The 26,601-nt window shown below is 36.6% G+C and carries 31 protein-coding genes; 11 read left to right on the plus strand and 20 right to left on the minus strand.

What is annotated here, in order from left to right; all coding sequences use genetic code 11:
- The first annotated feature begins 247 nt into the window (after window positions 1-247).
- Window positions 248-856, plus strand: a complete 609-nt coding sequence (locus BK580_RS14530; RefSeq protein WP_078382782.1) for a YhcN/YlaJ family sporulation lipoprotein — start codon at window positions 248-250, stop codon at window positions 854-856.
- Between the two features lie 55 nt (window positions 857-911).
- Here BK580_RS14530 and BK580_RS14535 read toward each other — a convergent pair whose 3' ends face one another.
- Window positions 912-1,373 (minus strand): pyridoxamine 5'-phosphate oxidase family protein, encoded by a 462-nt coding sequence (locus BK580_RS14535; RefSeq protein WP_078381036.1) that lies wholly within the window; start codon window positions 1,371-1,373, stop codon window positions 912-914.
- 121 nt (window positions 1,374-1,494) lie between these two features.
- On the opposite strand from BK580_RS14535, the gene BK580_RS14540 reads away from it, so the two are divergent.
- Window positions 1,495-1,695: a YlaI family protein gene (locus BK580_RS14540; protein ID WP_078381037.1), complete on the plus strand. Its 201-nt coding sequence runs from the start codon at window positions 1,495-1,497 to the stop codon at window positions 1,693-1,695.
- Between the two features lie 2 nt (window positions 1,696-1,697).
- A complete protein-coding gene (locus BK580_RS14545) occupies window positions 1,698-2,138 on the plus strand; it encodes a hypothetical protein (protein WP_078381038.1) in 441 nt (146 codons plus the stop codon).
- 52 nt (window positions 2,139-2,190) lie between these two features.
- Here BK580_RS14545 and BK580_RS14550 read toward each other — a convergent pair whose 3' ends face one another.
- The 3 genes from BK580_RS14550 to typA all read right to left on the minus strand — a co-directional run bounded on the left by BK580_RS14550 (window position 2,191) and on the right by typA (window position 4,817).
- Entirely contained in the window at window positions 2,191-2,475 is a 285-nt protein-coding gene (locus BK580_RS14550; protein WP_078381039.1) for a hypothetical protein, read from the minus strand.
- Between the two features lie 15 nt (window positions 2,476-2,490).
- The gene (locus tag BK580_RS14555; protein ID WP_078381040.1) at window positions 2,491-2,811 is read right to left on the minus strand and encodes a YlaH-like family protein; all 321 of its coding nucleotides are present in this window, start codon (window positions 2,809-2,811) and stop codon (window positions 2,491-2,493) included.
- Between the two features lie 170 nt (window positions 2,812-2,981).
- A complete protein-coding gene (typA, locus tag BK580_RS14560) occupies window positions 2,982-4,817 on the minus strand; it encodes a translational GTPase TypA (RefSeq protein WP_078381041.1) in 1,836 nt (611 codons plus the stop codon).
- Window positions 4,818-4,945: 128 nt separating this feature from the next.
- On the opposite strand from typA, the gene BK580_RS23640 reads away from it, so the two are divergent.
- Window positions 4,946-5,119: a YlaF family protein gene (locus BK580_RS23640; protein WP_169865017.1), complete on the plus strand. Its 174-nt coding sequence runs from the start codon at window positions 4,946-4,948 to the stop codon at window positions 5,117-5,119.
- A gap of 88 nt (window positions 5,120-5,207) precedes the next feature.
- On the opposite strand, the gene BK580_RS14565 is transcribed toward BK580_RS23640, so the two are convergent.
- Both BK580_RS14565 and BK580_RS14570 read right to left on the minus strand, forming a co-directional pair.
- Window positions 5,208-6,011: an inositol monophosphatase family protein gene (locus tag BK580_RS14565; protein WP_078381042.1), complete on the minus strand. Its 804-nt coding sequence runs from the start codon at window positions 6,009-6,011 to the stop codon at window positions 5,208-5,210.
- Window positions 6,012-6,196: 185 nt separating this feature from the next.
- On the minus strand, window positions 6,197-6,385 hold the full coding sequence (locus BK580_RS14570; protein WP_078381043.1) for a hypothetical protein: 189 nt from the start codon (window positions 6,383-6,385) through the stop codon (window positions 6,197-6,199).
- A 261-nt stretch (window positions 6,386-6,646) separates the two neighbouring features.
- Between BK580_RS14570 and BK580_RS14575 the strand changes: the two genes are divergently transcribed.
- The gene (locus BK580_RS14575) at window positions 6,647-7,291 is read left to right on the plus strand and encodes a YktB family protein (RefSeq protein ID WP_078381044.1); all 645 of its coding nucleotides are present in this window, start codon (window positions 6,647-6,649) and stop codon (window positions 7,289-7,291) included.
- 55 nt (window positions 7,292-7,346) lie between these two features.
- Here the strand turns inward: BK580_RS14575 and BK580_RS14580 are convergent, their stop codons facing one another.
- Window positions 7,347-7,616: a UPF0223 family protein gene (locus BK580_RS14580; RefSeq protein WP_078381045.1), complete on the minus strand. Its 270-nt coding sequence runs from the start codon at window positions 7,614-7,616 to the stop codon at window positions 7,347-7,349.
- Window positions 7,617-7,898: 282 nt separating this feature from the next.
- Between BK580_RS14580 and BK580_RS14585 the strand changes: the two genes are divergently transcribed.
- Window positions 7,899-9,380, plus strand: coding sequence for an aminotransferase class I/II-fold pyridoxal phosphate-dependent enzyme (locus BK580_RS14585; RefSeq protein WP_078381046.1), 1,482 nt, complete (start codon window positions 7,899-7,901; stop codon window positions 9,378-9,380).
- Between the two features lie 292 nt (window positions 9,381-9,672).
- On the opposite strand, the gene BK580_RS14590 is transcribed toward BK580_RS14585, so the two are convergent.
- Window positions 9,673-9,798 carry a GapA-binding peptide SR1P gene (locus tag BK580_RS14590; RefSeq protein ID WP_078381047.1) on the minus strand — a complete coding sequence of 42 codons (126 nt, stop codon included), beginning with the start codon at window positions 9,796-9,798 and terminating at the stop codon, window positions 9,673-9,675.
- A 234-nt stretch (window positions 9,799-10,032) separates the two neighbouring features.
- The gene (locus BK580_RS14595; protein ID WP_078381048.1) at window positions 10,033-10,332 is read right to left on the minus strand and encodes a DUF3055 domain-containing protein; all 300 of its coding nucleotides are present in this window, start codon (window positions 10,330-10,332) and stop codon (window positions 10,033-10,035) included.
- A 153-nt stretch (window positions 10,333-10,485) separates the two neighbouring features.
- Here BK580_RS14595 and BK580_RS14600 point away from each other — a divergent pair, with 153 nt between their 5' ends.
- On the plus strand, window positions 10,486-10,908 hold the full coding sequence (locus BK580_RS14600; RefSeq protein WP_078381049.1) for a DUF1885 family protein: 423 nt from the start codon (window positions 10,486-10,488) through the stop codon (window positions 10,906-10,908).
- Window positions 10,909-10,956: 48 nt separating this feature from the next.
- On the opposite strand, the gene fosB is transcribed toward BK580_RS14600, so the two are convergent.
- From fosB to BK580_RS14620, 4 genes are all read right to left on the minus strand, one after another.
- Window positions 10,957-11,373, minus strand: coding sequence for a metallothiol transferase FosB (fosB, locus tag BK580_RS14605; RefSeq protein ID WP_408055262.1), 417 nt, complete (start codon window positions 11,371-11,373; stop codon window positions 10,957-10,959).
- On the minus strand, window positions 11,373-12,098 hold the full coding sequence (locus BK580_RS14610) for a nucleotidyltransferase domain-containing protein (protein WP_078381051.1): 726 nt from the start codon (window positions 12,096-12,098) through the stop codon (window positions 11,373-11,375). Before BK580_RS14610 ends, fosB begins: the two co-directional genes overlap by 1 nt.
- 168 nt (window positions 12,099-12,266) lie before the next feature.
- On the minus strand, window positions 12,267-13,148 hold the full coding sequence (locus BK580_RS14615; protein WP_078381052.1) for a polysaccharide deacetylase family protein: 882 nt from the start codon (window positions 13,146-13,148) through the stop codon (window positions 12,267-12,269).
- A 129-nt stretch (window positions 13,149-13,277) separates the two neighbouring features.
- Complete coding sequence (locus BK580_RS14620; RefSeq protein WP_078381053.1) at window positions 13,278-13,520, minus strand: hypothetical protein; 243 nt, start codon at window positions 13,518-13,520, stop codon at window positions 13,278-13,280.
- Between the two features lie 255 nt (window positions 13,521-13,775).
- Between BK580_RS14620 and BK580_RS14625 the strand changes: the two genes are divergently transcribed.
- Complete coding sequence (locus tag BK580_RS14625; protein WP_139364906.1) at window positions 13,776-14,192, plus strand: YbbN family protein; 417 nt, start codon at window positions 13,776-13,778, stop codon at window positions 14,190-14,192.
- Between the two features lie 154 nt (window positions 14,193-14,346).
- Here BK580_RS14625 and lpdA read toward each other — a convergent pair whose 3' ends face one another.
- The 5 genes from lpdA to BK580_RS14650 form a co-directional block, all read right to left on the minus strand.
- The gene (lpdA, locus tag BK580_RS14630) at window positions 14,347-15,759 is read right to left on the minus strand and encodes a dihydrolipoyl dehydrogenase (RefSeq protein ID WP_078381055.1); all 1,413 of its coding nucleotides are present in this window, start codon (window positions 15,757-15,759) and stop codon (window positions 14,347-14,349) included.
- Between the two features lie 3 nt (window positions 15,760-15,762).
- The gene (locus BK580_RS14635) at window positions 15,763-17,118 is read right to left on the minus strand and encodes a dihydrolipoamide acetyltransferase family protein (RefSeq protein WP_078381056.1); all 1,356 of its coding nucleotides are present in this window, start codon (window positions 17,116-17,118) and stop codon (window positions 15,763-15,765) included.
- 144 nt (window positions 17,119-17,262) lie between these two features.
- Window positions 17,263-18,240 (minus strand): alpha-ketoacid dehydrogenase subunit beta, encoded by a 978-nt coding sequence (locus tag BK580_RS14640; RefSeq protein ID WP_078381057.1) that lies wholly within the window; start codon window positions 18,238-18,240, stop codon window positions 17,263-17,265.
- 3 nt (window positions 18,241-18,243) lie between these two features.
- Window positions 18,244-19,359 carry a pyruvate dehydrogenase (acetyl-transferring) E1 component subunit alpha gene (pdhA, locus tag BK580_RS14645; RefSeq protein ID WP_078381058.1) on the minus strand — a complete coding sequence of 372 codons (1,116 nt, stop codon included), beginning with the start codon at window positions 19,357-19,359 and terminating at the stop codon, window positions 18,244-18,246.
- Window positions 19,360-19,944: 585 nt separating this feature from the next.
- Window positions 19,945-20,610, minus strand: a complete 666-nt coding sequence (locus BK580_RS14650; RefSeq protein ID WP_078381059.1) for a YkyA family protein — start codon at window positions 20,608-20,610, stop codon at window positions 19,945-19,947.
- Between the two features lie 265 nt (window positions 20,611-20,875).
- Between BK580_RS14650 and def the strand changes: the two genes are divergently transcribed.
- A complete protein-coding gene (gene def, locus BK580_RS14655; RefSeq protein WP_078381060.1) occupies window positions 20,876-21,430 on the plus strand; it encodes a peptide deformylase in 555 nt (184 codons plus the stop codon).
- Window positions 21,431-21,714: 284 nt separating this feature from the next.
- Here the strand turns inward: def and BK580_RS14660 are convergent, their stop codons facing one another.
- Together BK580_RS14660 and BK580_RS14665 are read right to left on the minus strand one after the other, a co-directional pair.
- Window positions 21,715-22,497 (minus strand): Cof-type HAD-IIB family hydrolase, encoded by a 783-nt coding sequence (locus BK580_RS14660; protein ID WP_078381061.1) that lies wholly within the window; start codon window positions 22,495-22,497, stop codon window positions 21,715-21,717.
- 21 nt (window positions 22,498-22,518) lie between these two features.
- Window positions 22,519-23,418 carry a DMT family transporter gene (locus BK580_RS14665; protein ID WP_078381062.1) on the minus strand — a complete coding sequence of 300 codons (900 nt, stop codon included), beginning with the start codon at window positions 23,416-23,418 and terminating at the stop codon, window positions 22,519-22,521.
- Between the two features lie 1,265 nt (window positions 23,419-24,683).
- Between BK580_RS14665 and BK580_RS14670 the strand changes: the two genes are divergently transcribed.
- Window positions 24,684-24,893: a DNA-dependent RNA polymerase subunit epsilon gene (locus tag BK580_RS14670; RefSeq protein ID WP_078381063.1), complete on the plus strand. Its 210-nt coding sequence runs from the start codon at window positions 24,684-24,686 to the stop codon at window positions 24,891-24,893.
- 6 nt (window positions 24,894-24,899) lie between these two features.
- Window positions 24,900-26,567 carry a ribonuclease J1 gene (gene rnjA / locus BK580_RS14675; protein WP_078381064.1) on the plus strand — a complete coding sequence of 556 codons (1,668 nt, stop codon included), beginning with the start codon at window positions 24,900-24,902 and terminating at the stop codon, window positions 26,565-26,567.
- Window positions 26,568-26,601 lie beyond the last annotated feature (34 nt).

Genomic DNA, 26,601 nt, shown 5'->3' on the forward strand with positions numbered 1-26,601 from the left:
CGCCTCCTACTCCTGGCTATATTCTTTTTTCTTTCTGGAGCGAATCAAGGCATCCGTCCTTTCCTCGTTAGCTTGGCCCCACAATTATGTGAAATGTGATACTTGACCATCAAGAAGGACGGACCGTTGATAAAATATATGTCTAAATGAATAAAGATAGAAGAACAAATAAACAATAAAATCAAGCAATATGAAAATTGGTCAAAGTTTGTTGAAGGAGGTAGTCACAGTGAAAAAACAACTATTTATGTTTTTCATATTAGTATTTGTCATTTCAGGCTGTACCAATCAACCCCGAAATCTCGCTCGGGAGGATAACAAATCACAAGTCATTCATGTAAAAGACTCCGCTGATGTGCATGTGGACAGAAAGACAGGACAAGAAATATCAGCCCACTTAGTTGAATTAGCAACAAGAATACCTAATGTCAACGATGCTACTGCAGTAGTATTGGGACCATACGCTGTAGTAGGAATTGATGTTAACTCTGACCTAGATCGTGCAAGAGTAAGCACAATCAAATATTCCGTTGCAGAAAGCTTAAAAAACGATCCTTATGGAGCAACAGCTTTAGTTATTGCAGACGCGGATACTTATGTTCGATTGCAAGAGATGGGAAGAGATATCCAAAGAGGTAGACCAATAACAGGTATAATGGAAGAACTTGCGGAAATTGTCGGACGTGTAATTCCTGAGATTCCGATTGATTTAAAAGAACCTACCGCTCCGAATCCGACTGAGCTAAATAATTCTCAATTACCAAAAGGTGAAGAGAAATCTTTAGAAAAACAACAACAAAAACAATCGAATTACCATAAAGATGAAGAGCGTAACAAGAAAGTAAGACAAGATTAAAAAAAGTGCCAGGAAAACTCTGAGTTAAACACAGTTTTCCTGGCACTTTTATTAGTTAACTTATTTTAGTCTTTAAGGTATCCATCACTTGCTTATCCAATTTTTTCGCTGCTTCTTTATCATATGTCTTTTCAAAATGCGGCTCGATACTTATCTTAGCACCATAAAACATGACATCTCGTACCTCTCTTATTTGCAAGACGATTACAGCTAATTTTAAAGGAAGCTCTTCTAGTTCTCTTTCTAAGACACTTGCAGTTGTATGAATTGCATAAACAGACTCGTTTGCATAAAGAGTAACTACGACATTTCTATTCTCTTCAATGTTCTGTACAATTCGAGACTTATTGGTTACTGCAAGCAATATTTTGGTTTCATCCGGGGCATAAACCCAAGAAATAGCACTTACATTGGGAGCACCTGTTTCAAAATCAACAGTACTTATGGAGACTAAACGTTCTTCTTGTAATGCAACAAGCAGCGGTTCCACAAGAACCGATTCCACTAGATTGGGCATTACTTTCTCCCCCTTTTCCAATTATTTTCTACTATCATACCACAACGCTTTTCTCTTTTATATTCTGTTTATAAGCCTTTATGCTATACTATACCTAAAGATTGATTTAATGAGGTGACCCATGAGAGTAAAGTGTGTAATTTGCGATAAAATCGAGAGCATTAATGATGAATCATTAATAGCAAAGCGACTTCGCAATAGACCCATTCACACGTATATGTGTGATGATTGCAACGCAAGAATTGAAAAAAGAACGCATGAAAGAATCGCAACTGGGAATTTTCGTCTTTATGAGCAAAAACAAAATCAAGATGAGTGGTAAAAATGATACTAAGAGGAACTCTTTCAGGTTTAGCTAGCGGCTTTATAATGGGATTTTTCATAAGGGGTTTGGAAGCTGTTTCCTCAAAAAAGATTTACATTTTATTATTAAACATCGATTTTATTCCCTATTTAGGAAAACAACATTTCTCAGAAGCAGTTGAATTTACCTTCCATTTGTTCATCTCTTTAATTATTGGAATTGTTTTTGCTTGGATGATTAATAAGTATAGTATACACAGTAAAGCTAAACAGTTTGTTTTAGCGCTGTGCTTAACTTTGCCAACTGTATTTTTATATTTCCCGCTAACTGAGCTCGCTATAAAAGAAACACCTGCAGTTACTGACATATATAGCTTCAGTCTTTGGACAATTGGCCATTTAATCTTTGCATGCTTACTACCGGTTTTTTATTGGCTTCCAAAAATTAAACAAAGAGGATAACTCTACTAGAATGTGCATCGCACTACTCTATAGGTTATCCTCTTTGTTTATCTTATTCATAGTTTTGATATTTCTCAGGTTCATTATTTATTTGTTCAATCATTACGTCTATTAATTCAATTGGAAATCTTACTTTATGCGCTTCTCCATCTTTTATGTAGGACACATAGTACATGGGTTCTTCTTTAGTAACTTCTACATCAGTCAGCTTGTGGTCATCTATTAATATCGATGAAAACAACTGTAATGTATCTTGTGCAGATTTATCATCCGATCTAGCTTCAGCTACTACTTTAATTGTCAACCAATTGTATAGTGTATCTTGTAAGGACCTCATCACTTTGTCCTCCTTTTAGGATTGCGAACCTTCTTCTTCCTTAAAACGACGTAAGCGAATTTTATAAATAATTAAAATTAATGCCGCAACAACTAACCCTTCCGCTACAGGAAGGAAAATCCCTAAAAAGGCAAGAACTGTTCCACCTAATGCTAAGAAAAGGTAGATAACAGCAGATTTCAAGATTGGAAGCTTTAAAGCAAAGCCTAATTTGTATACTAAAATAGACAATGCAAAAATAGTTAAATAAAGCATCCACATACCTAGATCAGGGTTTTCATCAACACGGTAGAGACTTGCAAAAAACGACAGTCTTTCAGGTATATTCTCTTCCATTGCCTACTCACCTTTTTCCTTTATTTAGAAGTATTTGTTAAACGCCACTGTTGATTTTGATTTCCACGAAAGTTAGTCAAAATACCCACAATAGGCTTAACATAGCCATTTAGAAAAAGGGTAGCGATGATTATGTTAACACAATCATCACTTCCCTATTTATTTGCAAATTAAGCTTCTGCGTATTTCTTTTTCTTAGCTGCTCTTTCACGCTCGTTCTTATCTAGAATCTTCTTACGTAAACGGATAGATTGAGGTGTGATTTCACAATACTCATCATCGTTTAAGTATTCTAATGACTCTTCTAATGTCATAAGACGAGGTTTCTTCATGCTTACTGTTTGATCTTTTGTAGCAGAACGAACGTTTGTCGCTTGCTTCATTTTACATACGTTAACAACTAGGTCGTTCTCACGGTTATGTTCTCCAACGATCATCCCCTCATACACTTCTGTACCAGGTTCAACGAAGATAACTCCGCGATCTTCAATACCCATAATTCCATAAGTAGATGCTTTTCCTGCTTCCATAGAAACAAGGACACCTTGGCGACGTCCACCTACTTGGCCAGCAGCCATCGGTTGGTAGCTATCGAACGTATGGTTAATGATTCCGTATCCACGAGTTAAAGAAAGAAATTCTGTTGTGTAACCAATTAATCCACGAGAAGGAACCATAAAGATTAGACGAACTTGACCATTACCATTGTTGATCATGTCTACCATTTCACCTTTACGTTCACCAATGGATTCCATAATAGCACCAGTGTAATCTTCTGGAACATCAATTTGAACACGTTCAACTGGCTCTGATTTCTTACCATCAACGTTCTTGATGATTACTTCAGGTTTTGACACTTGAAGTTCGAAACCTTCACGGCGCATGTTTTCAATCAGGATAGATAAATGAAGCTCTCCACGACCTGAAACAACCCATGCATCCGGAGAATCAGTTGGATCAACACGTAAGCTTACGTCAGTTTCCAATTGAGCCTCTAAGCGCTCTTCAATTTTACGAGAAGTTACAAACTTTCCTTCTTTTCCTGCAAATGGACTGTTATTTACAAGGAAAGTCATTTGTAAAGTCGGCTCATCAATACGAAGCACTGGTAATGCATCTTGGTTATCAACCGGGCAAACTGTTTCCCCTACGTTGATATCTTCCATTCCAGAAACTGCTACTAAGTCTCCAGCTTTTGCTTCTTCAATTTCTACACGTTTAAGTCCGATAAAACCAAACAATTTCGATACACGGAATTGTTTCACAGAACCGTCAAGCTTCATCAATGCAACTTGTTGCCCAACCTTCATCGTACCACGGAAGATACGTCCTACCCCAATTCTTCCTACGTAATCGTTGTAGTCTAATAAAGCAACCTGGAATTGAAGTGGTTCTGCACTATTATCGATTGGAGCAGGTATGTTTGCGATAATCGATTCATAGATAGCTTCCATGTTTTCGTCTTGCTTTTCTGGGTTTGTGCTAGCTGTACCATTGATAGCAGAAGCATATACCACTGGGAACTCTAATTGTTCTTCTGTAGCATCAAGTTCGATAAATAAATCGATTACTTCGTCAACTACTTCAGTTGGACGAGCAAAATCACGGTCAATTTTATTTACAACCACGATTGGTGTTAAGTTTTGCTCTAACGCTTTCTTTAATACAAAGCGTGTTTGAGGCATACAGCCTTCATAAGCATCAACTATTAAAAGTACACCGTCAACCATTTTCATGATACGTTCCACTTCTCCACCAAAGTCGGCATGTCCTGGTGTGTCCATGATGTTAATGCGTGTATCTTTATAGTTAATTGCCGTATTTTTTGCCAGTATGGTAATCCCACGTTCTCTTTCTAGATCGTTTGAATCCATGGCACGTTCTGCTACATGCTCGTTCGTTCTAAACGTACCAGCTTGGTGTAGCAATTTGTCTACTAACGTTGTTTTACCATGGTCAACGTGAGCTATAATTGCGATGTTTCTAATATCATTGCGGATGTTCACTATTTCATCTCCCTAAATTAACAACTTAATAACTTTAGTATTATACCACAAACATAGTAGAAAAGACGAAGAGACTTCTGTAAAATATGTGATAAGCGTTAAATACGCTACAATAAGGAGTGGAAAACATGAAAAACATTCAATGGATCTTTGTACTCTTCGCTGTATTAGCAGCCTCTTCCTTGGCACTGATTGGCATTGCAATTGCAGAAAGAAGTACTATAGGAATAGTATCTGCATTTATTTTATTATTTATTGTAATGGGTTTTGGATTTAGAAAAAAACGTAGCATGAGGCAATAGAAACTGTTTATGGATTATGAATAATAAACATAAAACCGCAGAAATGATTATTTAATCATTCTGCGGTTTTTTAAATTTCCCAAATCATTTAGGGATTTTTCTGAAATTTAGCTAAGTAATCTTTACTAATTTCCTCATGCAGACCAGGTTTACAAACAAAAACACTGTTTTGTCCAATTAGATTCAATTCCTCACCATGAAGAGTTGTTACTTTTCCTGCCACCTCATTTACAATAATTAAACCAGCTGCAAAGTCCCAAGGTGATAGTCGTAATGTAAGGTATGCATCAATTCGCCCGGTTGCCACATAGGCCATTTCAAGAGCTGCGGAACCATAGGACCTTGTTCCCCTCACTTTTTTTACAAGTGGGGCTAAAATGTTAGGATCAATTCTTTTGTTTTCTGTAATCCAAGTTGCATTTAGGGCAATAATTGCTTGTTCCACTGCAACTTCTTCCAATTTCGGTAGCTTTAAGTCATTTAAATAAGCACCTTCACCGATTTTTGCATGATACAACTCATCATGTACAACATCATATATCAACCCAACTTTCCCAATACCATCTTCGTAAACCGCGACAGATATGGCAAAATTACGTTGTTGATGGATAAAGTTCGTTGTCCCATCGATAGGATCAATAATCCATACCGTTCCATCTAATTTATCTAGCTTATCTCCAAAGCCTTCCTCTCCCAGAATTTGATGATCTGGATAAGCTTCTCTAATCTTCTCAATAAAAAACTGTTCCGTTTCACGATCGATGTTCGTTACGAGATCATCTGGTGATGTTTTTGTATGTATTAATAGCTCTTCACTGAAAGAAGTTCGAATTCGTTCACCTGCTTCTCTTGTCCACTTTTTTGCATTTGCATCGATTTCCGACCATTTCATTCGGATTCCTACCTTTCTACAGCAATTAAAATTATCTAACTGCTTGTCGGAATTGGGATAGCCATTTTAGCTTTATGTATTCTTTATTGTATTCTTCTTAGCTTACTTAAATGGGTTGGTAAAATCAAGTAATCCGGCACAGAGAAAAACGAACCTCTTACAGGTTCGCTAGGCAGCAAATGCTACTAAACCTCTAAATTCATGAATTCTTTCCGTAACTGTTCTAATTTTGATTTACTTTTCTTAATCATCTCCACATCATTCTCTGCCAGTGCATCAAATAATGATACTAATTCATAATCAATCTCAAGTTTTAACACGGCTCTTTGGTTTTCTTCCTTCTTCTTTTTCCAAGGTGTCGCTACTTGTTTCATTAATTTCCCCTCCCTTTTTTACATAAAATACTGGTTTCAATTTTCTCTCACTTTTTTTATGGTTGCTATATCATATGAAAGGATTAAAAGAAGGTAACTAAAATGTGCAATTACCTAAAAAGAAATAAGTACAATTCTTCCGGTCTAAATCCTTTGGAATAAGGATAGGGCTATGCTAAAATACCGATTATAGATAAAGCTTTCTACATTGCATTTATTGAAAATTAGGCAAATGGGATAATCAGACCTGGAGTGATAAAAATGACAACTAATCGATTCAACGGCTTTCAACAAGCTGATTTTAATGTATTTACAATCAATGGTTTAGAAGAACGAATGGATGCTTTGAAAGAAATAATTCAGCCTAAATTCGAACAGCTTGGTGAGCATTTTACACCATCTTTATCTGCAATGACGGGGGATGAAATGCATTATCACGTCGCAAAGCATGCTAGAAGAACCAAAAACGCCCCTAAGGATTCTTGGGTTGCTTTTGCAAGCAATAATCGCGGCTATAAAATGCTACCTCATTTCCAAATCGGATTATGGGAAACACATGTATTTGTTTGGTTCGCGGTCATTTACGAAGCACAAATAAAAGAAGCGTTTGGTGAGACTTTACTTGGAGAAATAAAAAAAATTCGGAAAGATATACCTTCTTATTATGTTTGGTCAAAGGATCATACAAAACCAGAAGTCATTCCTCAAAGCACCCTATCAGAAGAAGAACATAAAGAACTGTTCGAGCGTTTAATGAATGTCAAAAAAGCAGAAATATTATGTGGCATCCAAATTCCTCAAGAAGAAGCAATTAAGTTATCGGGGGATGAAACAATTGCAAGAATCGAAGAAGCATTTCAAACATTAAGACCTTTGTATAACTTAACAAAACAAACAACTGTATAAATAAAAAGATCAGTGCCAAATCCAGCACTGATCTTTTTAGGTCGTTCTATTTCACTTACATTTTCACCATGTCTCCGGTTTGCAATTCTTTTGCCTTCTTGATGGTTCGATAAATTGAAAAACCACTTAACTCTTCATACTCGTTCGCTAAATTTCGTTCCTGGGCTTTACCAGGTACAATTTCTTTAAAGCGACGGTAAATGCTCATTAGTTTATCTCGTTCCAACCCTTTTTCATAGACACGTTCCACAGCCTCGTAGAACGCAATTACGTCTACAATTTCATCTGTTGACCAGTCGTGGGATATTGGATAGGAAAAGTCCATAAGGTCACCTCATATACGATAGTAAATAATAACTTATTATATCATTCATTCTCCTTTATTCTGTCCCTTTCTTTCGATAATTTATATTTTTCTTTTTTCATCACTAAAAATCCTTCCTTAATCTAAAAATACCTAAGTTAAAAATCTATGCAAGCTTAACTTTAAATGCTATAATTCACTTGTTTTATGTGAAAATTTGTTCTGCGTTTTAAGATACGTTAAGATGAAGATACATACATCACAAAGGATTTAGAAATATAGATAAAGAGGTGCTTACTTACGTTGTCATATTCTCAAAATGAAACACCCTTGTTTACTGGATTGTTAAACCACGCCAAAAAAAATCCAGTTCAATTTCATATACCCGGTCATAAAAAAGGCGCAGGAATTGATCCTGAGTTTCGTGAATTTATCGGAGACAATGCTTTGTCCATCGATTTAATTAACATCGGTCCCTTAGACGATCTACATCAGCCAAAAGGTATGATTAAAGATGCGCAAGATCTAGCAGCCAAAGCTTTTGGTGCAGACCATACGTTTTTCTCTGTACAAGGTACTAGCGGCGCTATCATGACGATGGTAATGGCTGTATGTGGACCTGGAGAAAAAATAATTGTTCCAAGAAATGTTCACAAATCTGTAATGTCAGCCATTGTCTTTTCTGGTGCAGTTCCTATCTTCATTCATCCAGAAGTTGATAAAGAGCTCGGAATATCTCATGGTATAACGACAGATTCCGTAGAAAGAGCCTTACAACAGCATCCAGATGCAAAAGGTGTATTAGTCATAAATCCAACTTACTTTGGAATTTCGGCTGACTTAAGTCAAATTGTTGAAATTGCTCATTCCTTTAATGTTCCTGTCCTTGTAGATGAAGCACATGGTGTTCATATTCACTTCCATGAAGAGCTCCCTTTATCCGCGATGCAAGCAGGAGCAGATATGGCTGCTACAAGTGTTCACAAGCTAGGTGGCTCGATGACACAAAGCTCGATTTTAAATGTACGTGAAGGTCTAGTAAATGTAAATCGAATTCAAGGTATTCTAAGTATGCTTACAACCACGTCTACATCTTATCTACTTTTAGCTTCTTTAGATGTGGCACGTAAGCGTCTTGCTACTGAAGGTCATATGCTTATCGAAAAAACGATTCAACTTGCAAACAAAACTAGAGATGCAATTAATGAAATAGAGAACTTATATTGTGTCGGTTCTGAAATACTAGGCAGAAAAGCAACATTCGATTATGATCCAACAAAATTAATTATTTCAGTTAAAAAGTTAAATATAACAGGTTACGAAGTGGAAAATTGGCTACGAAAGAACTACAATATCGAAGTTGAACTTTCTGACTTGTATAACATTCTTTGCATTATCACACCTGGGGATACAGAAGTGGAAACAGGTATTTTACTTCAGGCACTTCAGGAATTATCAAATGAACACCGTGATCAAGCAGCAGATATAAGTAAACAAGTTAAAGTATTTTTACCAGACATTCCTGTTTTAGCCATCGCACCCAGAGATGCCTTTTACTCTGAGACCGAGGTGGTTCCTTTCGAAAAATCTGCAGGTCGAATAATAGCAGAATTTATCATGGTCTACCCACCTGGTATACCGATATTCACACCAGGTGAAATCATAACAGAAGATAACCTTGCTTATATCACCAAAACCTTGGAAGTCGGTCTGCCAGTCCAAGGACCAGAAGACTATGAACTAAAAACATTACGAGTAATAAAAGAACACAAGGCAATCCAATAACCGTCCCTCCTATAGATTGTAGTGCAAGGTGTGAGACTCCTAGTGAGGTCTTTGGTTTTCCTTATTTAGGATTTCGTAGGCTCCAACACTCACTCTGAGGGCATCGATTTTGGTTCTTGTCAATTCCATGCTCTCAGACAGGCGCTTTGAGGGCACCAATTTCGTTTCTTTCAGATTATAGGGTCTTTAATGGCACCCCTATTTCAGGGTAGCCTATATAATAAAAAAAACAGCAGGCGCTTTGTTAAGCAGCACTGCTGTTTTCATATTAATTCATATATATCATTCTCTATTAATCTAAATCTTCCACTTTTTCAGAGCATTGACAATCTGCACATTTTGCATAATAAGTCGTTACTTTTTCATCCTCGAAGTGATCCACAGTGCTGTTGCAAGTTTGACAAATGATTGTACCCATACTCAAAAACCCCTTTTCCGAAGTAGATTCTTATTAGAAAATCATCAAATGTTAACAGTTATTGAAAGCGTTTTCTGTTGTTAAATATATCATAATCGCTTAAATGTGTTATGTCAATGGTTAAATTGTATAACACATTTAAAAAATTTTATGTATATTGTGATATTTTTCAGCATGTATCTTCATCAAGCATAACAAAGCCATCGTCTATTGAAACGACGATGGCCATTAAAACTATTCGTACTGTTCTTGAAAAGGCATCGTAGGGATGGCTTCTGAAAAGAATTCCGCTAGATCTTCTGCTTGTTCTTGTGAATCAATTCGGAATACGTGTTGAAGATGGTTAAGGTCGGTAATATCTTTAGGATCGAGGAGTGTGGAACGGCCGGTTTGCATACAGATGACAAGAGGTTTACCAAAAAACAAATTCGTGTACACGATTCCGAAATCATACCTAATATCCTTGGTTGTAAATCCGACAAATCGCACAGGGACATTCTCATTGTTATCGTAAAGCTTGTCAAATAAGTTCATAAGGTCCTCCTTCTCTATTTTTTGTTAATTCAGAACTTTATTATAACTCATCAATTGATTGAATTGCAAGAATTTTAACTTAATGTTGTCACGGTCTTTCTGCTAATGCTAAAATAATGGTAAGATGTATTGTCATATTTAGGAGTGAAACAAATGGCCAGTAGCGCTTTTATAAACCTAGTTCCAAAATCAAAAAAGAAAACCCTTACAATTGAAGATGTGAAAGAGTTATTAACCTATTATAAAGAAATCACCGCAAAAACTGGTGAACAACTAGGCTGGGAATATAGCCAGACAGCCTTTCCTTACGAGGTAAAAGAAACCCCAGAAGGAAAAGGTCAATGGTTTTATTTAAAGGCGACAGAGGATCGTTACAAGATGATTTTAATCGGAGTAGGAAGTCAGCCTCAATCAACAGAAGAAGAACCGCTATCATACATACAAGTAACCCTCCATGACCAAAGCACCCACGGTGATAAAGGGAAAGCAAACGAGTTTTGTAAATTCCTTGCAAAGAAATTAGAGGCTGAGCTTAAGTTATTCACTGGAAGTATTATGTATTACTATAAACGTTAGACAATCTGTTAGAATGACCCGCTAGTAATGAAAGCGGGTCATTTCGATTTAATAAAAAGTCATATGCTTCTTCTCTCTTTTATAGTAGTCTAAGCGGTCCTTTAAACTACCTGTATGAAACTCGAATTTATGCCCATCTGGATCTGTAAAGTAAATTGACCTTTTATCTTGTTTTGCTCTTTCTCTACTAGGTAGGATACGAACTTGCAATTTTTTTAGTCTTTCTTCTATTAGCTCCAATTCATTTTCCTCTACTGTAAATGCCAGATGTGTATAGGATTGATGGATTTCATTACGAGGTATATCTTTTTCTTCGTTGAGTGCTAACCAAATACCTTGGAGGTCAAAGTATGCTGTCGTACGTCCTTTCACTAAGAGCTTTGCAGCAAAAACCTCTTGATAAAAAGAAATGGACACCTCTAAATTAGACACTGAGAATAATAGGTGATTAATTCCCTTTATAATCATGCTTTTTTCTCTCCTGATATAAAACCGTGAAAGAATCTTCCACCATATGGTTCTAACACTTTATCTACTAATTTTGCGACACCTTCTATTTGATTAGTGCGATAAAATAGATCAAAGGCACTAACAAAATCAAGTGTAAAATTAGGGTCGAACTGTTTCAATGCCCGTACAAGCCACTTCGAAGCACCTGTCCACTGCCGATTCGTTCTTAAATAAAATTCACTTACCAACTCTGCTAATGTGTTAGCAATAAAGAGCGCTTCTTCTCTTTTTTGACACCCTATTAGATCGTCTAGGGCATCTGTAATGAAATACCTTTTTGTATCAATCATTAATTTCGACCAAGGCTCCGGGCCTCTGTTCAAACATTCACTCGCTTCTTCCCTTAATGCACCCATCATTCCTTCATCTTTCAGGACAACTCCTTCTGCAACCATTTGCGGCATGGAAGGGCGCCCTCTTCTACAGTCCTCCATAAAAAAGTACTTATAAGAGGAAAAACCATGAACAAAGATTTCCATTGGCCAGTCGTAAGCAAAAAGGGATTCCCGATAAGAAGCTTTCCTATCTTTTTCAAAGATTACGATATCTAAATCAGAAGTCTGTGTCGCTTCCCCTCGTACCACACTTCCAGCTAGTAATGCACCTTGACAATGTGGAAAATTACTACTTATCAGTTTTTTCGCAGCAAGCACTGGTGTTAGCCGCTCTCTTTCAATCATCTTCTCTCCCCACTTTACTTTAGCTCTATTTCTAATAAAATATAAATAAAGTATAAATTTCCTTGAATGCATGCAAGAAGAGTTTATACTTCCTTAAAACTTATTGTTGATTTTTAACTGTCCCAAACAGGTGTCGGAGCCAGCAAACTCTTACTCTAAATAACTAGTCTATGTTCCTGATGGCACTTCAATTAAATCAGGGTCTACCATTTCATAACCCTTCTCCTGCAGGCCTTTCACAATCTCCCTCAAAGCCTCATTGGTCCATTCACGATCATGCATAAGAAGATTTGCACCACTTTTCAGCAAATTGGTGTTTACCATAATATCAGCAAGAGCTTTTGCTGACGTATATTCCTTTTCCCAATCATACCCATAAGTCCAATTCATGCGAACCATTCCTTCTTTCGCAACCAAATCATTGGAATAATCCGTATTTTCACCAAATGGTGCTCGGAAAAACTTCGGTCTTTGCCCAATAATTTCTTCAATTAAGTCGCTTAAACCAACAATAGCAGCATATTGCTCTTCTTCCGTTTGCTGATTTAGATTTTTGTGATTCATTGTATGATTTCCAATTGGAAAACCCATCTCATAAATCTCTTTTAATAAGGCTTGTTCCTCTTTTGTTTGAAGAAAATGTCCATTCACAAAGAAAATCGCTTTTACATTTAATTCTTTTAAAGTAGTTGCCATTTCTAAAGCGTAGCGATCTGGGGCATCATCGATTGTGAGAAGGACAACATCTGGATTTGCATCACCAATAGGTTCAAAAGATGAATTAGCAAGATTTAATATGTATTGAGGTTCCTCTTGGTTCTCCTTATTACCTGTCGTTGATTCAGCATCTTCATCTTTATTAGTGTTTTCCGAAGTACTCATATCTTCTTCCGAATTTTCGTCATCTAAATGAGTGCCTTCATTTTGATCTTGATCTCCTATATTACCCTGATAGTCTTCACTAGCTTGTCCTTGCTCATTATTTTGAGTCGAGGCATTACAAGCAGTCAGGAGGAGTAATATAAGAATCGGTAATATCCATTTTTTCATCTACTTTCCTCCATCTTTATAGTTCTCATCTAATCATACTAATAGCCAATAGTACTGGCAATATTTTTACTTTTTTACATTTTGTTCATTTGAATTCACTTAAAGAATAGTAGGTAGAATGACTCACTATTAAAAAAATAAGTAATAAAAAAGACTTTGGAAACTAAAATAGAAAATGAAGCTTATAGCAGTTGTAATTACAGCTTGCTTTTTCTTATGAATGATTGCCATAGCTAAAACATAACTAAGATAGATAAAAATTCCTAATAAAAGTAACTTTGCTTGCATCTTATCTCGGACAGAAAACCATTCAATGATACTGTATGTGCCAAAAAGGATATTTTGTATTAAAAACACCACATAGCTTTTCATATGAGCAGCTCCTTACAACATATTTCTATAATTGTTTATAGCCTTTTTTTGAAAAATGGAAACCTCCTTAATATAAATATGCAAGCAAGGAACATTCTATTTTTCAATTTTGTAACAATTAGATGACAAGCATAAATATGATGTTTTTTCATGGTAGAATAGCACCGAATAGTTAGATTGTAGGAAAAGATATGGTTACTGAATAAGACTTTACGGTCATGTCATTTCTCTACAAGTATTAAATGATACATAATTTTGAAAAAGAAAGTGAGGATTGCCATGATTAGAGGCTCTGTCATTTTTATTACGTTGTCTTTTTTCATATTATCTTCTTGTCAAGAAAATAAACCATTTACTCACCTTCAATTTCCTAACGATTCTAAAACTCTCGTCTTCTTTACTGATGAAGCAAATATTCAAAATGAAAGTACGTATTATGACGCTATTATCGACTTGAAAAGGTCTTTTCCCAATGAAGTTGCTAACTTAAAAGTTATTCCATTCCAAAACGAAAAAAAATTATACAAGCAGTTTAATATTAAAAGTACTCCATCGTTACTTGTTGTAAGTGATAATGAAGTTGTTACTCATATAGATGGTACCCGTCAAAAAGAAGAAATTATCGGTTCAATTGAACAAGCACTAAGTGAAACAGAAGAATCCATAAATTAATATGGAACTTCTGTTTTTTTAGGAGTGGGATAAAAGAGTTGGAATTGTATATAACTAACCTACCTATAACTTACTATTAACTTTAGAGTTTTTCTGTATACTACTAGAAAAAAGCCTCCGAATAAATTCCGGAGGCTTTCTCTATATTAATCACTTATTTCACAATGTGAATTGGGCTTCCCATTGCAACTTCTGCAGCTTCCATCGTAATTTCACCTAATGTTGGATGCGCATGGATTGTCATTGCAATATCCTCTGCCGTCATGCCAGCTTCGATTGCTAAACCTAATTCAGCGATCATATCAGAAGCGCTAGATCCAGCAATTTGAGCTCCAATGATTAGTCCATCTTCCTTACGAGTTACAAGCTTTAAGAAGCCATCTGTAGCGTTTAACGCAAGAGCACGTCCGTTTGCAGCAAATGGGAATTTAGAAGCAACTACTTCTAATCCTTCTTCTTTCGCTTGTGCTTCTGTGTAACCAACAGATGCTAATTCTGGCTCTGAGAATACTACCGCTGGAATACCAAGGTAGTCGATTTCAGATGGATGACCAGCAATCGCTTCAGCAGCAATTTTACCTTCATAAGAAGCTTTATGTGCTAATGGAGGTCCTTCTACAATATCACCAATTGCATAGATGTTAGAAACGCTTGTGCGGCATTGCTTATCAATTTTGATAACGCCACGGTCAGACATTTCTACTCCAACTTGCTCAAGTCCTAGTTCATCAGTGTTTGGACGACGACCTACAGTAACTAATACATAATCAGCGTCGATTGTTTGTTCTTCACCTTTAACTTCGATTGTTACTTTTACGCCGTCTGCTGTTTCTTCTACACCTTTAGCCATCGCTTTTGTGAAGATTTCGACGTTACCCTTTTTCTTCAGATTACGTTTAACAATAGAACTCATTTGTTTTTCGAAACCTGCAAGAATTTCATCAGCAGCTTCAACAATTACTACTTCCGTACCAAAGTTAGCATATGCAGTGCCTAGTTCCGTACCGATGTAGCCGCCACCTATTACAACTAATTTCTTAGGAATTTCAGTAAGCGCTAATGCTCCAGTAGAATCAAGAACTCGTTTTGTGTACTTGAAAGTTGGAATTTCTATTGGACGAGATCCAGTTGCAATGATACAGTTCTTGAACTTGTATGTTTGCGCAGAGTTTTCGTCCATGATACGTACTGTGTTTCCGTCTACGAAATATGCTTCTCCAGAAACGATGTCGACTTTATTTCCTTTTAGGAGGCCTTCTACACCACCAGTTAATTTATTCACAACTCCAGCTTTCCACGCTTGAACTTTAGTGAAATCAACTGTCACGTTTTCAGCTGTAATTCCCATGTCATCTGAGTGTCTAGCTGTTTCATAGCGGTGTCCTGCAGAAATAAGAGCTTTAGAAGGTATACATCCTACGTTCAAGCATACTCCTCCAAGTGTACCTCTTTCTACGATTGTTACTTTTTGTCCTAGTTGAGCCGCGCGGATAGAAGCTACATATCCGCCAGGGCCCGCTCCGATGACAAGTGTATCTACATCAATTGCGAAATCTCCTACTACCATTTATTAACCCTCCATTAATAATAATTGTGGATCGTTCAATAGACGCTTAATGTGGTTTAGCGCATTTTGAGCAGTAGCACCATCAATCATACGATGGTCAAAGCTTAGTGATAAAGCAAGAACAGGAGCTACTACAATTTCCCCATCTTTCACTACAGGTTTTTCAGCAATACGTCCAATACCTAAAATCGCAACCTCAGGATGATTAATAACTGGAGTAAACCATTGCCCACCAGCAGATCCGATATTAGTAATTGTGCAAGATGCACCCTTCATTTCATCAGATGCCAATTTTCCATCACGAGCTTTTCCAGCAAGTTCATTGATTTCATTAGAGATAGAGAAAATAGATTTACGGTCTGCATCCTTCACAACAGGTACTAATAGACCTTTTTCTGTGTCTGCTGCAATTCCGATATTGTAATAGTGCTTTTGTACGATTTCATCTGTTGCATCATCTAAGGATGTATTTAATACAGGGAATTCACGTAAAGCAGAAGTTAAAGCTTTTACTACGTACGGTAAGAATGTTAACTTAATACCTTTGTCCGCTGCAACATTTTTGAATTTCTTGCGGTGTGCAACTAGATCTGTTACATCAATTTCATCCATTAATGTTACGTGTGGTGCAGTATGCTTCGAGTTAACCATTGCTTTAGCAATAGCACGACGCATTCCACTCATCTTCTCACGAGTCTCTGGATAAAGTCCCTCTGGAATAGCTTGCTTTTTCTCTTGTTTTGCTTCTGTTTTTGTTTCTTCTGTAGCAGTAGTAGTAGCTTCTGCTGCTGGAGTTTCTTCGACTTGCGTGCTTCCACCTGTTAAGAATGCATCAATATCACCCTTTAGAACACGTCCATTGTCACCAGAACCGGCAACTTTACGAATCTCCACACCTTTTTCACGTGCGTATTTACGAACGGAAGGCATTGCAATTACACGTTTGTTCGGGTCTACTTCCACTTGTTCTTGAGCGCCTGCACCTGTTGCAGCTACTGGCTCTTCTTTAGGTGTTTCTTCTTTTTTAATTTCTTGTCCAGCTTCTGCAGTCGCTTGAACTTGTGCTTCTGTTTTAGCATCATCGCTATGATCGTCACCTTTAAATTTAAGGTCTTCATAACCAGGAGCGTCCAATGTAATGATGGTTTGACCTACAGTTGCTACCGTTCCTTCTTCTACCTTTAATTCCAATACTTTCCCTTTTACTGGAGATGGAATTTCAACAACCGCTTTGTCATTTTGCACTTCAGCTAAAATATCATCTTCATTAATCTCTTCACCAGGCTTAACAAACCATTTAACGATTTCACCTTCGTGAATACCTTCACCGATATCCGGCAATTTAAATTCGAATGCCACAGTCTTCAACCTCCTGTTTTAAATCTGTTTTACATGTTGTTCTATAAATAACTGAATAGTCCACTTTATAGTTGTAAATGGGATAGCCCATTCCAAAGTGCAATACATTAATGGAATGGACTACTTTCATTATTTCAATAAATATTAAAAGTTTAGAACTTTCTTAGCTGTTTCTAAGACATCTTTATGATTAGGCAACCATACGTTCTCTGCTTGAGAGAATGGGAACACTGTGTCTGGAGCAGCGACTCGAAGTACAGGAGCTTCTAAACTTAGAATAGCACGGTCATTGATTTCAGCAACGATTTGCGCACCGATTCCAGCTTGCTTTTGCGCTTCTTGAACGACAATAGCACGACCAGTTTTTTCCACAGAAGTAATAATTGCTTCAATATCAATTGGGCTTATCGTACGTAGGTCAATAACCTCTGCTGCTACACCGTCTTTTTCTAACTCATCTGCTGCTTTTAAGCACTCATGTACCATTGCACCATAAGTGATCATAGTAATATCTGAACCTTCGCGCTTGATGTCAGCTTTCCCAAGTTCAATTGTATACTCTTCTTCTGGTACTTCTTGACGGAATGAACGGTATAATTTCATATGTTCTAAGAAAATAACTGGATCGTTGTCACGAATCGCAGAAATTAATAATCCTTTTGCGTCATAAGGAGTTGCCGGAATGACAACCTTAAGACCAGGCTGTTGAGCTACTAAACCTTCTAAGCTATCCGCATGAAGTTCAGGAGTATGAACACCGCCTCCAAAAGGAGAACGAATAGTAACAGGAGAACTCCAACGTCCACCAGTACGGTAACGCATACGGGCAAGTTGTCCACTTACAGAATCCATTACTTCATAAACGAAACCAAAAAATTGGATTTCCATAATAGGACGGAAGCCTGTCACACCTAAACCTACAGCAAGACCACCGATTCCAGATTCCGCTAGTGGTGTATCGAAAACACGATCTTCACCGAATTCAGCTTGCAGGCCTTCTGTCGCACGGAAAACCCCACCGTTTTGCCCAACGTCCTCACCAAATAGCAAGACGTTTTCGTCGTTTTTCAATTCTGTGCGTAATGCATCAGTGATTGCTTGAATCATTGTCATTTGAGCCATGGCTTACTTCGACTCCTTTTCTTTGAAAATTTCATTTTGCTCTTTTAAGTTGTAAGGTAACTCCTCATACATGAAAGAGATTAAATCCGTTACTTTTTGTTTTGGCTGATCATCAGCTTTCTTGATTGCCACTTTAATATCTTCTTTCGCTTCTTCGATTACTTTGTTTTCTTCTTCTTCGCTCCAAACACCTTTGTTTTCAAGGTATTTACGGAATCTTACTAAAGGGTCTTTCTTTTCCCACTCATCATCTAACTCAGAAGTACGGTAGCGAGTTGGGTCATCTCCAGCCATTGTATGTGGACCATAACGGTAGCAAAGAGTTTCAATTAGTGTCGGACCTTCACCATTAATTGCACGCTCACGAGCTTCGCGAACTACCGCATAAACAGCTAATGCATCCATTCCGTCAACCTGAACTCCAGGAATTCCAGCAGCCACTGCCTTTTGAGCAATTGTACCTGCAGCAGATTGTTTTTCTACAGGTGTAGAAATTGCAAATCGGTTGTTTTGTACTACAAAGATTGCTGGAGCCTTATATGCGCCTGCAAAGTTAATTCCTTCGTAGAAATCACCTTGAGATGCTCCACCGTCTCCTGTGTATGTAATAGCAACTGCTTTTTTACCTTTTTTCTTAAGACCAAGTGCAACACCAGCTGCTTGAATGATTTGCGCACCAATAATAATCTGTGGCGGTAATAGGTTAACACCCTCAGGCATTTGGTTTCCGTGGAAATGTCCACGAGAGAAAAGAAATGCTTGGTATAATGGAAGACCATGCCAGATCATTTGTGGTACATCACGGTAGCCAGGTAAGATAAAATCTTCGCTTTCTAAAGCAAATTGAGAAGCTAATTGAGAAGCTTCTTGTCCAGCTGTTGGCGCATAGAATCCTAATCGTCCTTGACGGTTTAAACTAATAGAACGTTGATCAAGAACACGAGTATATACCATACGACGCATTAATTCCTTTAATTGATCATCACTTAATTCAGGCATAGCAGCTTCATTTACTACTTCGCCTTCCTCATTTAAGATTTGAAACATTTGGAATTGTTCTTCCACTTTCGCTAACTGCTGCTTTGGATCAAATTTAGCTTTTTTTGTTTTTGCAGCCATTTACGTCACCTCTTCCTTTCTATTAAGAGAAACTCATTGATACATAGTTTACACACAACTTTAGGTTACCCAAAAATATACTTTAAAAGACATTTTTCTGTTTCCCATGCAAAAATGTACTTTTTCTCTTTTTATCGCTAAATAACCTATCGTTAAGAAGCTTATTAAGTTATCTGTATTAATCTTATAAAATAATATATTAATACAACATTTCAACAAGTTCAATTTTACAACACACCTAATTCCCCCGTCAATCTCTTTGCTTCTATTGTATTTCTTTTCTATTTACAATTCAAAAATAATAACAATCATGAATCTGTACTAACACAATTGAAATATCTGTATTACAAATTATTTTGTCGAACCATCGCATATTATCTTATAATAACAAATACCTACTATTTACCCCTTTCCCTATCTTCCTCTTTCATAATCATTCCTTTTATTTTGACTATAGTAAAATACATTTTTAAAGTTCTTGTTATAAAACAACGATCTTTTTTCATAAACTAGAGATATTGCTTTTTCAAAGGGTTCTGATAATAAAAAAACACCACCCTTTAGTAAAGGAGGTGCATGAGACACTCAGTTTTTGTATTCTACATCAAGACCAGCATTTTTATAGAAGGTAAACTTCGCTTCATTGTATTGTTCAGTAAAATCATTAAACAATTGGTTTGATTCCTGAATCTTTTCGTACGTTTCATTAATTTTGTTAATTTGAAGTTGTAGCTGTTCTAAGGTTAGATCTTCTGTTTGGAAAAGGACATAAAGTTCTTTATCTAACTCCGTAGCTGCCATATAGTCATTGAATAAGGTCATGTATGACTCATAGCGCTTTTCCATTAATTGATATAAACTTTGCGCTTCTTTTTTCAATTCTTCATCTTCTAATAATTCAATTGAATTTTTCACTTCTTCAAACTGTTCTCTTGCTGTTTCAATGCTCTCTTTTTCGGTGTGCATAGCAGCTTCTCTTTGCTCTACCAAAGATAATCCTTCTTCTGAAAGCTTAACAATTTGATCGAATTCTTTCATCCCAAGGTTAATGATTTCATTGTACACTTCTTTTTCTTTTTGCTCTAATTCTAATAATGGCTCTTGTTGTGTTTCAAAACTTTCTTCAAGACCTACAACTTTTTCAAGTGTTTCAAAAATCTCCTGTTCAGGTGATTCGCCATTAACACAACCAGATAAAAGAAGAGAACTTGCAAATGCAACTGAAACAAATGATTTTTTCCATAAACGCAATTTAAATCCCCCTAACATTATTTCCTCTTTAACTATAAATTTTATAGCCTAATTTGACAACATCTAAATGAGTGTATATAGAAGATAAACACAAATACGATATCTTCTATTATACCCTATTACTTTGTCCGAAAAATAAGTACAATTCTTTCTTTTCCCTTACCTATGCCTTTTCTGGTAAAATAGCTGGAGCAATGGTATTTTTCTACTCACAAAATCGGTAAAAAAATATAGTGTATGAAATAGATTGGAGTGAATGCAATTGATGTTAACTACAAATGAAATTATTAAAGAAGGACATCCTACATTAAGAATTGTAGCAAAAGAAGTACCACTTCCACCAACTTTAGAAGATGTGGAAACTTTAAATTTGATGATGCAATATCTTCAAAATAGCCAAAACCCTGATATCGCTAACGCTTATAACCTTCGACCTGGAGTAGGTTTAGCTGCACCCCAAATTAACGTCCCAAAGAGAATGATTGCTGTCCACATTGCTGACGAAACTGGAAAGCAACATAGTTATGCTTTATTTAATCCTAAAATCGTTAGTCATTCTGTGGAAAAAAGTTATCTTACTACTGGAGAGGGTTGCTTATCAGTTGAAAGAGATGTTCCAGGATTTGTTCCTCGGTATGCCAGAATAACTGTAAAAGCTACAACCGTGCAAGGAGAAGATATTAAACTCCGCTTAAAAGGACTCGTTGCAATTGTATTCCAGCATGAAATTGATCATTTAAACGGCGTTATGTTTTATGACCATATCAATAAGCAAGACCCATTCCAAGCCCCAGAAAATGCTATACCTATCGAAAGATAAACAAAATAACAGATACCTATCTATTTTCAGGGTAGTCTAAAAAATGGAAAGAGGATGGGACAAAACTAAAAAAACTCTTACAAAAGACGAACAATTTAAGTACCGGCTCTAAAAACCGCTATTGATTTCCGTGCAAGACGAAGACTCCAATCAACCGCTGGAGTAGCCTGAAAATTAAACGTATAGTTGAACACATAAAAAAACCGAACTAATTTGATTTTAAAACTCAAATTAGTTCGGTTTTTCTTAGACTAAAAACTCTTTTGTCCCAGCCTCTATTGCATTTATTTCAACAGCCCTACTAATTCAAGCCCATGCTTTATACCATCTTCTCCGACATCCTTTGTCACTCGATCTGCTACTTCAAATAACTTCGGATGACCATTCCCCATTGCCACACCGGTTCCAACAAATTCTAACATCTCTATGTCATTTAATCCGTCACCAAAAGCAAATACATTCTCCTTTTTAAAAGGCAAACGTTCCAGCATCCTTTGAATTCCGATTGCTTTAGAACCACCTTTAGGTAAAATATCAGTAGAATAAGAATGCCAGCGGATAAAATGGAAGTCTTTATACGCATCTAAGTATGTTTGTTGATCCTTCTCTTCAATAAATAATAAAGCTTGATATATTTCTGTTTCTTCTAAAAAGTTTTGGTCTTGTTCTGGATGCAAAAACTTTAGACTGCCCATGCTTTCATGAATAAAGGGGTGATCCGTCACATTCGACTTCATTGTCTCATGATTCATATAAACTAAAGGGTGCTTTTGTTGCTCTGAATATTTTCGAAGCAGTTGCATTTTTTCAAGGCTAAGTGGGTTCTTATAGATTACTTCTCCTTCGAACACTACATATTGCCCATTAAAACTAACAAACGTATCTATGTTCAATTCTTGACGCAAATCTTCAAACATAAATGGCGCCCTACCAGTTGCAATTGCTACATAGACTCCATTTTCTTTTAGTTTTGCAATAGCTTGTTTGGTTGAAGCTGGAAGTTCCTTATTATGATCAAGCAAAGTACCATCTATATCAAAGAATACAATTTTCTTATTATTATCCATATTAACCACCTTAAAAAGTTTTTAAGCGACAACCTTATTGGCTGCTCTTTGCTGTTTTGTTTTGTACGACGATAAGTATACACCACTAAATATAAGAACTAAACCAATTAGCATAGAGAAGGTTATCTGTTCATTTAATATGAGACTTCCCCATAGCATCGCTGTAATCGGAACGATATATGTAACAAGTGAAGCGAATTCCGCACTTCCCTCTTTTACCATATAATAATAAAGTAAATACGCGATTCCCGAACCAAATACTCCTAAGCCTATTAATGAAAATAAAACTGTCATACTACCTAATTGCAAAAATGCTTCTGGTTGAAAAAAAAGCACCATAATACCGGAAACGATACCTGCTAATAAAAGGGTAGTAAACGAAATTATCGTAATTGGTATGTCCTTCAAGTATTTCCTACTTAAATGTGCACCAAAGCCATAACATATGGTTGCCCCAAGCATCGTTCCTACACCTAGAAGATTATCTTGAAAGAGCTGGACTACATTTAATTCTAATAAAACTAAAATACCGAAGAAACCAACACCTACTCCAAGCCATTGCGTTCTTTCCAACTTACTTGCAAAAAGTGTAAATCCAATTAATATGGTCCAAATTGGAGTTGTTGCGTTAACCACAGATGCCATACTACTACTGATCGACATTTCACTAACTGCAATTAGTGCCCACGGTAATGCGTTATTCAATAGTGCGATTAGGAGTAAAGGTAACCATTTCACTTTTTTTAGGTCAAATAACTTTTTTTGCATAGCAAGTAATACAAATAAAGTTCCTGCTCCAAACACACATCTCCAAAAAACAACACCACCTACTCCTAGTTCACCAACGAGTATTTTGATGAACAAAAATGAAGTGCCCCAAATTAAACTTAATGTTAGTAATGCCAGATATAAACGTCTCAAAATAATCCAACCACCTTATATTCTTAGGGTTCCGAAATATCAATTTACCCTTACGCTACATGAGGTAAAGGCTTTCTGTCAATAAGTTTTTCATCTAATTAATCACTCCATTACAAATTACCTTTTGTCCTGCACTGAAGGTTGCACTTCGACTCAGAAACGAAAGATTCTTACGGGGCTTATTCCCAAGAACGTACACTTATGATACGCTAAAGCTAACTAAGCTTTATTTTGTTACAAAAGTATATTTGCCTTTGAACCGTTATTGGCCATTCCTTGGATAAAATAAACTTTATTTTTTTCTAATAACAAATTGTCCAGATTGCACATACTACTAGTAAAAACAATTCGGACATACCTTGATAACAAGGAGTGAGGCGCTATGCTTAGAAGACTAAGAAAGAAAATAATGCGTAAAATGAACAATATCCTTAGAAGAAAAACGATTGCTTAATTTATAAGATTAATGAGTCCTTCTCTATTTTGAAGGGCTCTTACATATATTAAGGAGAGAATTAGTTTTACAAGCTTTCCTCCTCTCACTATAATAGAGATAAGTACGATGCTTTCCGACGTTGTAATCAACAATCTTTTATACATAATGCCACTACACTTTTATTTTTCTCTACATTGGAGAAAATAGAAAATAACCTCTTTTATGAAAGCTTGTTTTTCCATTGATTGTTGTTTTTCGTTCTTTTTTCAAGGCTATGTTAAAGGGTAATGATTGATATTTGACTACTCTTAGCTGGTGATTGGAGCGAAAGTCGTAGACTTCTGCGGGAGTAGCGGAGTTAGGGAGACCCCGAAGGCGTTAGCCGAGGAGGCACCATACCCGCCCGCGGAAAGCGGAGACTTTCGCGGAAATCAACAGCGACGTTTAACAGAGACGTTTTGAAAAAGGACTATTTGTTTCCTGGCATCTTAATGTTATAAAGTAGGCTACTAATAATGTTCATGAAAATAGCCTAAAAAAAGAGCCTTAATGAAAAACATGAAATCTAAGGTTAATTCGTATATAATATAGGGTAATGATGGCTATATTGCCAAAGTGCGGCTAAAATAAAATATTTAGGAAGCATTTATGAATAGTGCGTTGTCTTTTTGTAAGGTTGTATTGGCATAGTAGCATTACTCAAATTAGAGAGTCGACGGACTTCTGCCAAAGCAACCAAACATAAAATAACTATATATACCTTCCTTTCGTAGCTACTTTTTCATGGTAGACGGAAGTATAGGGGAGAAATTTTTAAGGAGAGATTCGAATGTTGTTTAAAGTCTATTATCAAGAAAATGTTGCAGAAGCACCTGTACGAGAGAATACGGAAGTCTTATATTTGGAAGCTTCTGCTGTTTTTGAAGTGCGTAGAAAATTAAAGGAAAAGCCATACAATATTGAGTTCATCCAAGCGGTGGATGGAGCTTATTATGAGTATGAAAAACAATCTGAAAACTTTAAAGTATTGGAGAACTGATAGAAAATGAAATTTGTCAAAAACAATCAAGCAGCGGTTTTCGCTTTAGGAGGACTTGGTGAGATCGGGAAAAACACCTATGCAGTCCAATTCCAAGATGAGATTATTCTTATAGATGCTGGAATTAAATTTCCTGAAGACGAGTTATTAGGAATTGACTACGTTATTCCTGACTACACATATTTAGTAAAAAACCAAGAAAAAATCAAAGGCTTATTCGTTACGCATGGTCATGAGGATCATATTGGCGGAATCCCTTATTTGTTACGCGAAGTTGATATTCCTATATACGGCGGCAAGCTAGCACTTGGTTTAATTAAAAATAAACTAGAAGAGCATGGACTCTTACGCAAAGCGAAATTAATTGAAATCCAAGAAGAAGATATCATTAAATTCCGCAAAACATCGGTTACTTTTTTCCGCACTACTCACAGTATTCCTGATTCTTATGGAGTTGTTGTAAAAACTCCACAAGGAAGTATCGTACACACAGGTGACTTTAAGTTTGACTTCACTCCAGTAGGTGAACCCGCGAACTTAACAAAAATGGCTGAAATCGGGAAAGATGGCGTTTTATGCTTACTTTCTGATAGTACAAACAGTGAAATACCTGATTTTACAATGTCAGAGCGTCGTGTTGGCGAAAGCATTCAAGATATTTTCCGCAAAGTAGACGGCCGTGTTATTTTCGCAACATTCGCTTCAAACATTCATCGTTTACAGCAAGTTACGGAAGCTGCTGTGGCTCACGGACGCAAAATCGCTGTATTTGGTCGTAGTATGGAAGCAGCTATTAATATTGGACAAGAACTCGGCTATATTCGAGCACCAAAGGATACATTTATTGAAACACATCAAATTAACCGCATGCCTGCTAACAAAGTAACCATCCTTTGTACAGGTAGCCAAGGTGAACCGATGGCAGCACTTTCTAGAATTGCTAACGGTACACACCGTCAAATTCAAATTATCCCTGGAGATACGGTTGTATTCTCTTCTTCCCCAATCCCAGGTAACACATTGAGTGTTAATCGTACAATTAATTTGTTGTTCCGTGCTGGCGCAAACGTAATTCATGGTTCATTAAGCGACATTCATACTTCTGGACATGGTGGTCAACAAGAACAAAAGCTTATGCTTCGTTTAATTAAACCTAAATACTTCATGCCAATTCATGGTGAGTACCGCATGCAGATTACGCATAAGCAACTTGCCATTGATTGTGGAGTACCAGAACAAAACTGCTTCATCATGGATAATGGAGAAGTATTAGCACTTGGAGAAGATGAAGCTTCAGTTGCTGGCAAGATCCCATCCGGAAATGTTTATATTGATGGAAATGGGATTGGTGACATCGGTAATATTGTATTACGTGATCGTCGCATCCTTTCTGAAGAAGGCCTTGTAGTAGTGGTCGTTAGTATCAATATGAAGGACTTCAAAATCGCTTCTGGTCCAGATATTATCTCCCGTGGATTTGTATACATGAGAGAATCCGGCGATTTAATCAATGATGCACAAGCTTTAATAACGAAACACTTAAATAAAACAATGGAACGTCGCACTACGCAATGGTCTGAGATTAAAAACGAAATCACCGACACACTTGCACCTTTCCTTTACGAAAAAACAAAGCGTCGTCCAATGATTTTACCTATCATTATGGAAGTTTAATGTAATATTTGTAAAGCCCCGTGAACTTCACGGG

This window comes from Sutcliffiella halmapala, from assembly GCF_002019665.1.
Classification (GTDB): domain Bacteria; phylum Bacillota; class Bacilli; order Bacillales; family Bacillaceae_I; genus Sutcliffiella_A; species Sutcliffiella_A halmapala.

Coding starts and splice junctions, on each gene's coding strand:
- BK580_RS14530 (WP_078382782.1), top strand. CDS start 248: ATGTTTTTCATATTAGTATTTGTCATTTCAGGCTGTACCAATCAACCC.
- BK580_RS14535 (WP_078381036.1), bottom strand. CDS start 1,373: ATGCCCAATCTAGTGGAATCGGTTCTTGTGGAACCGCTGCTTGTTGCA.
- BK580_RS14540 (WP_078381037.1), top strand. CDS start 1,495: ATGAGAGTAAAGTGTGTAATTTGCGATAAAATCGAGAGCATTAATGAT.
- BK580_RS14545 (WP_078381038.1), top strand. CDS start 1,698: ATGATACTAAGAGGAACTCTTTCAGGTTTAGCTAGCGGCTTTATAATG.
- BK580_RS14550 (WP_078381039.1), bottom strand. CDS start 2,475: ATGAGGTCCTTACAAGATACACTATACAATTGGTTGACAATTAAAGTA.
- BK580_RS14555 (WP_078381040.1), bottom strand. CDS start 2,811: ATGGAAGAGAATATACCTGAAAGACTGTCGTTTTTTGCAAGTCTCTAC.
- BK580_RS23640 (WP_169865017.1), top strand. CDS start 4,946: ATGAAAAACATTCAATGGATCTTTGTACTCTTCGCTGTATTAGCAGCC.
- BK580_RS14565 (WP_078381042.1), bottom strand. CDS start 6,011: ATGAAATGGTCGGAAATCGATGCAAATGCAAAAAAGTGGACAAGAGAA.
- BK580_RS14570 (WP_078381043.1), bottom strand. CDS start 6,385: ATGAAACAAGTAGCGACACCTTGGAAAAAGAAGAAGGAAGAAAACCAA.
- BK580_RS14575 (WP_078381044.1), top strand. CDS start 6,647: ATGACAACTAATCGATTCAACGGCTTTCAACAAGCTGATTTTAATGTA.
- BK580_RS14580 (WP_078381045.1), bottom strand. CDS start 7,616: ATGGACTTTTCCTATCCAATATCCCACGACTGGTCAACAGATGAAATT.
- BK580_RS14590 (WP_078381047.1), bottom strand. CDS start 9,798: ATGGGTACAATCATTTGTCAAACTTGCAACAGCACTGTGGATCACTTC.
- BK580_RS14595 (WP_078381048.1), bottom strand. CDS start 10,332: ATGAACTTATTTGACAAGCTTTACGATAACAATGAGAATGTCCCTGTG.
- BK580_RS14600 (WP_078381049.1), top strand. CDS start 10,486: ATGGCCAGTAGCGCTTTTATAAACCTAGTTCCAAAATCAAAAAAGAAA.
- BK580_RS14610 (WP_078381051.1), bottom strand. CDS start 12,098: ATGATTGAAAGAGAGCGGCTAACACCAGTGCTTGCTGCGAAAAAACTG.
- BK580_RS14615 (WP_078381052.1), bottom strand. CDS start 13,148: ATGAAAAAATGGATATTACCGATTCTTATATTACTCCTCCTGACTGCT.
- BK580_RS14620 (WP_078381053.1), bottom strand. CDS start 13,520: ATGAAAAGCTATGTGGTGTTTTTAATACAAAATATCCTTTTTGGCACA.
- lpdA (WP_078381055.1), bottom strand. CDS start 15,759: ATGGTAGTAGGAGATTTCGCAATTGATGTAGATACACTTGTCATCGGA.
- BK580_RS14640 (WP_078381057.1), bottom strand. CDS start 18,240: ATGGCTCAAATGACAATGATTCAAGCAATCACTGATGCATTACGCACA.
- pdhA (WP_078381058.1), bottom strand. CDS start 19,359: ATGGCTGCAAAAACAAAAAAAGCTAAATTTGATCCAAAGCAGCAGTTA.
- def (WP_078381060.1), top strand. CDS start 20,876: ATGTTAACTACAAATGAAATTATTAAAGAAGGACATCCTACATTAAGA.
- BK580_RS14660 (WP_078381061.1), bottom strand. CDS start 22,497: ATGGATAATAATAAGAAAATTGTATTCTTTGATATAGATGGTACTTTG.
- BK580_RS14670 (WP_078381063.1), top strand. CDS start 24,684: ATGTTGTTTAAAGTCTATTATCAAGAAAATGTTGCAGAAGCACCTGTA.
- rnjA (WP_078381064.1), top strand. CDS start 24,900: ATGAAATTTGTCAAAAACAATCAAGCAGCGGTTTTCGCTTTAGGAGGA.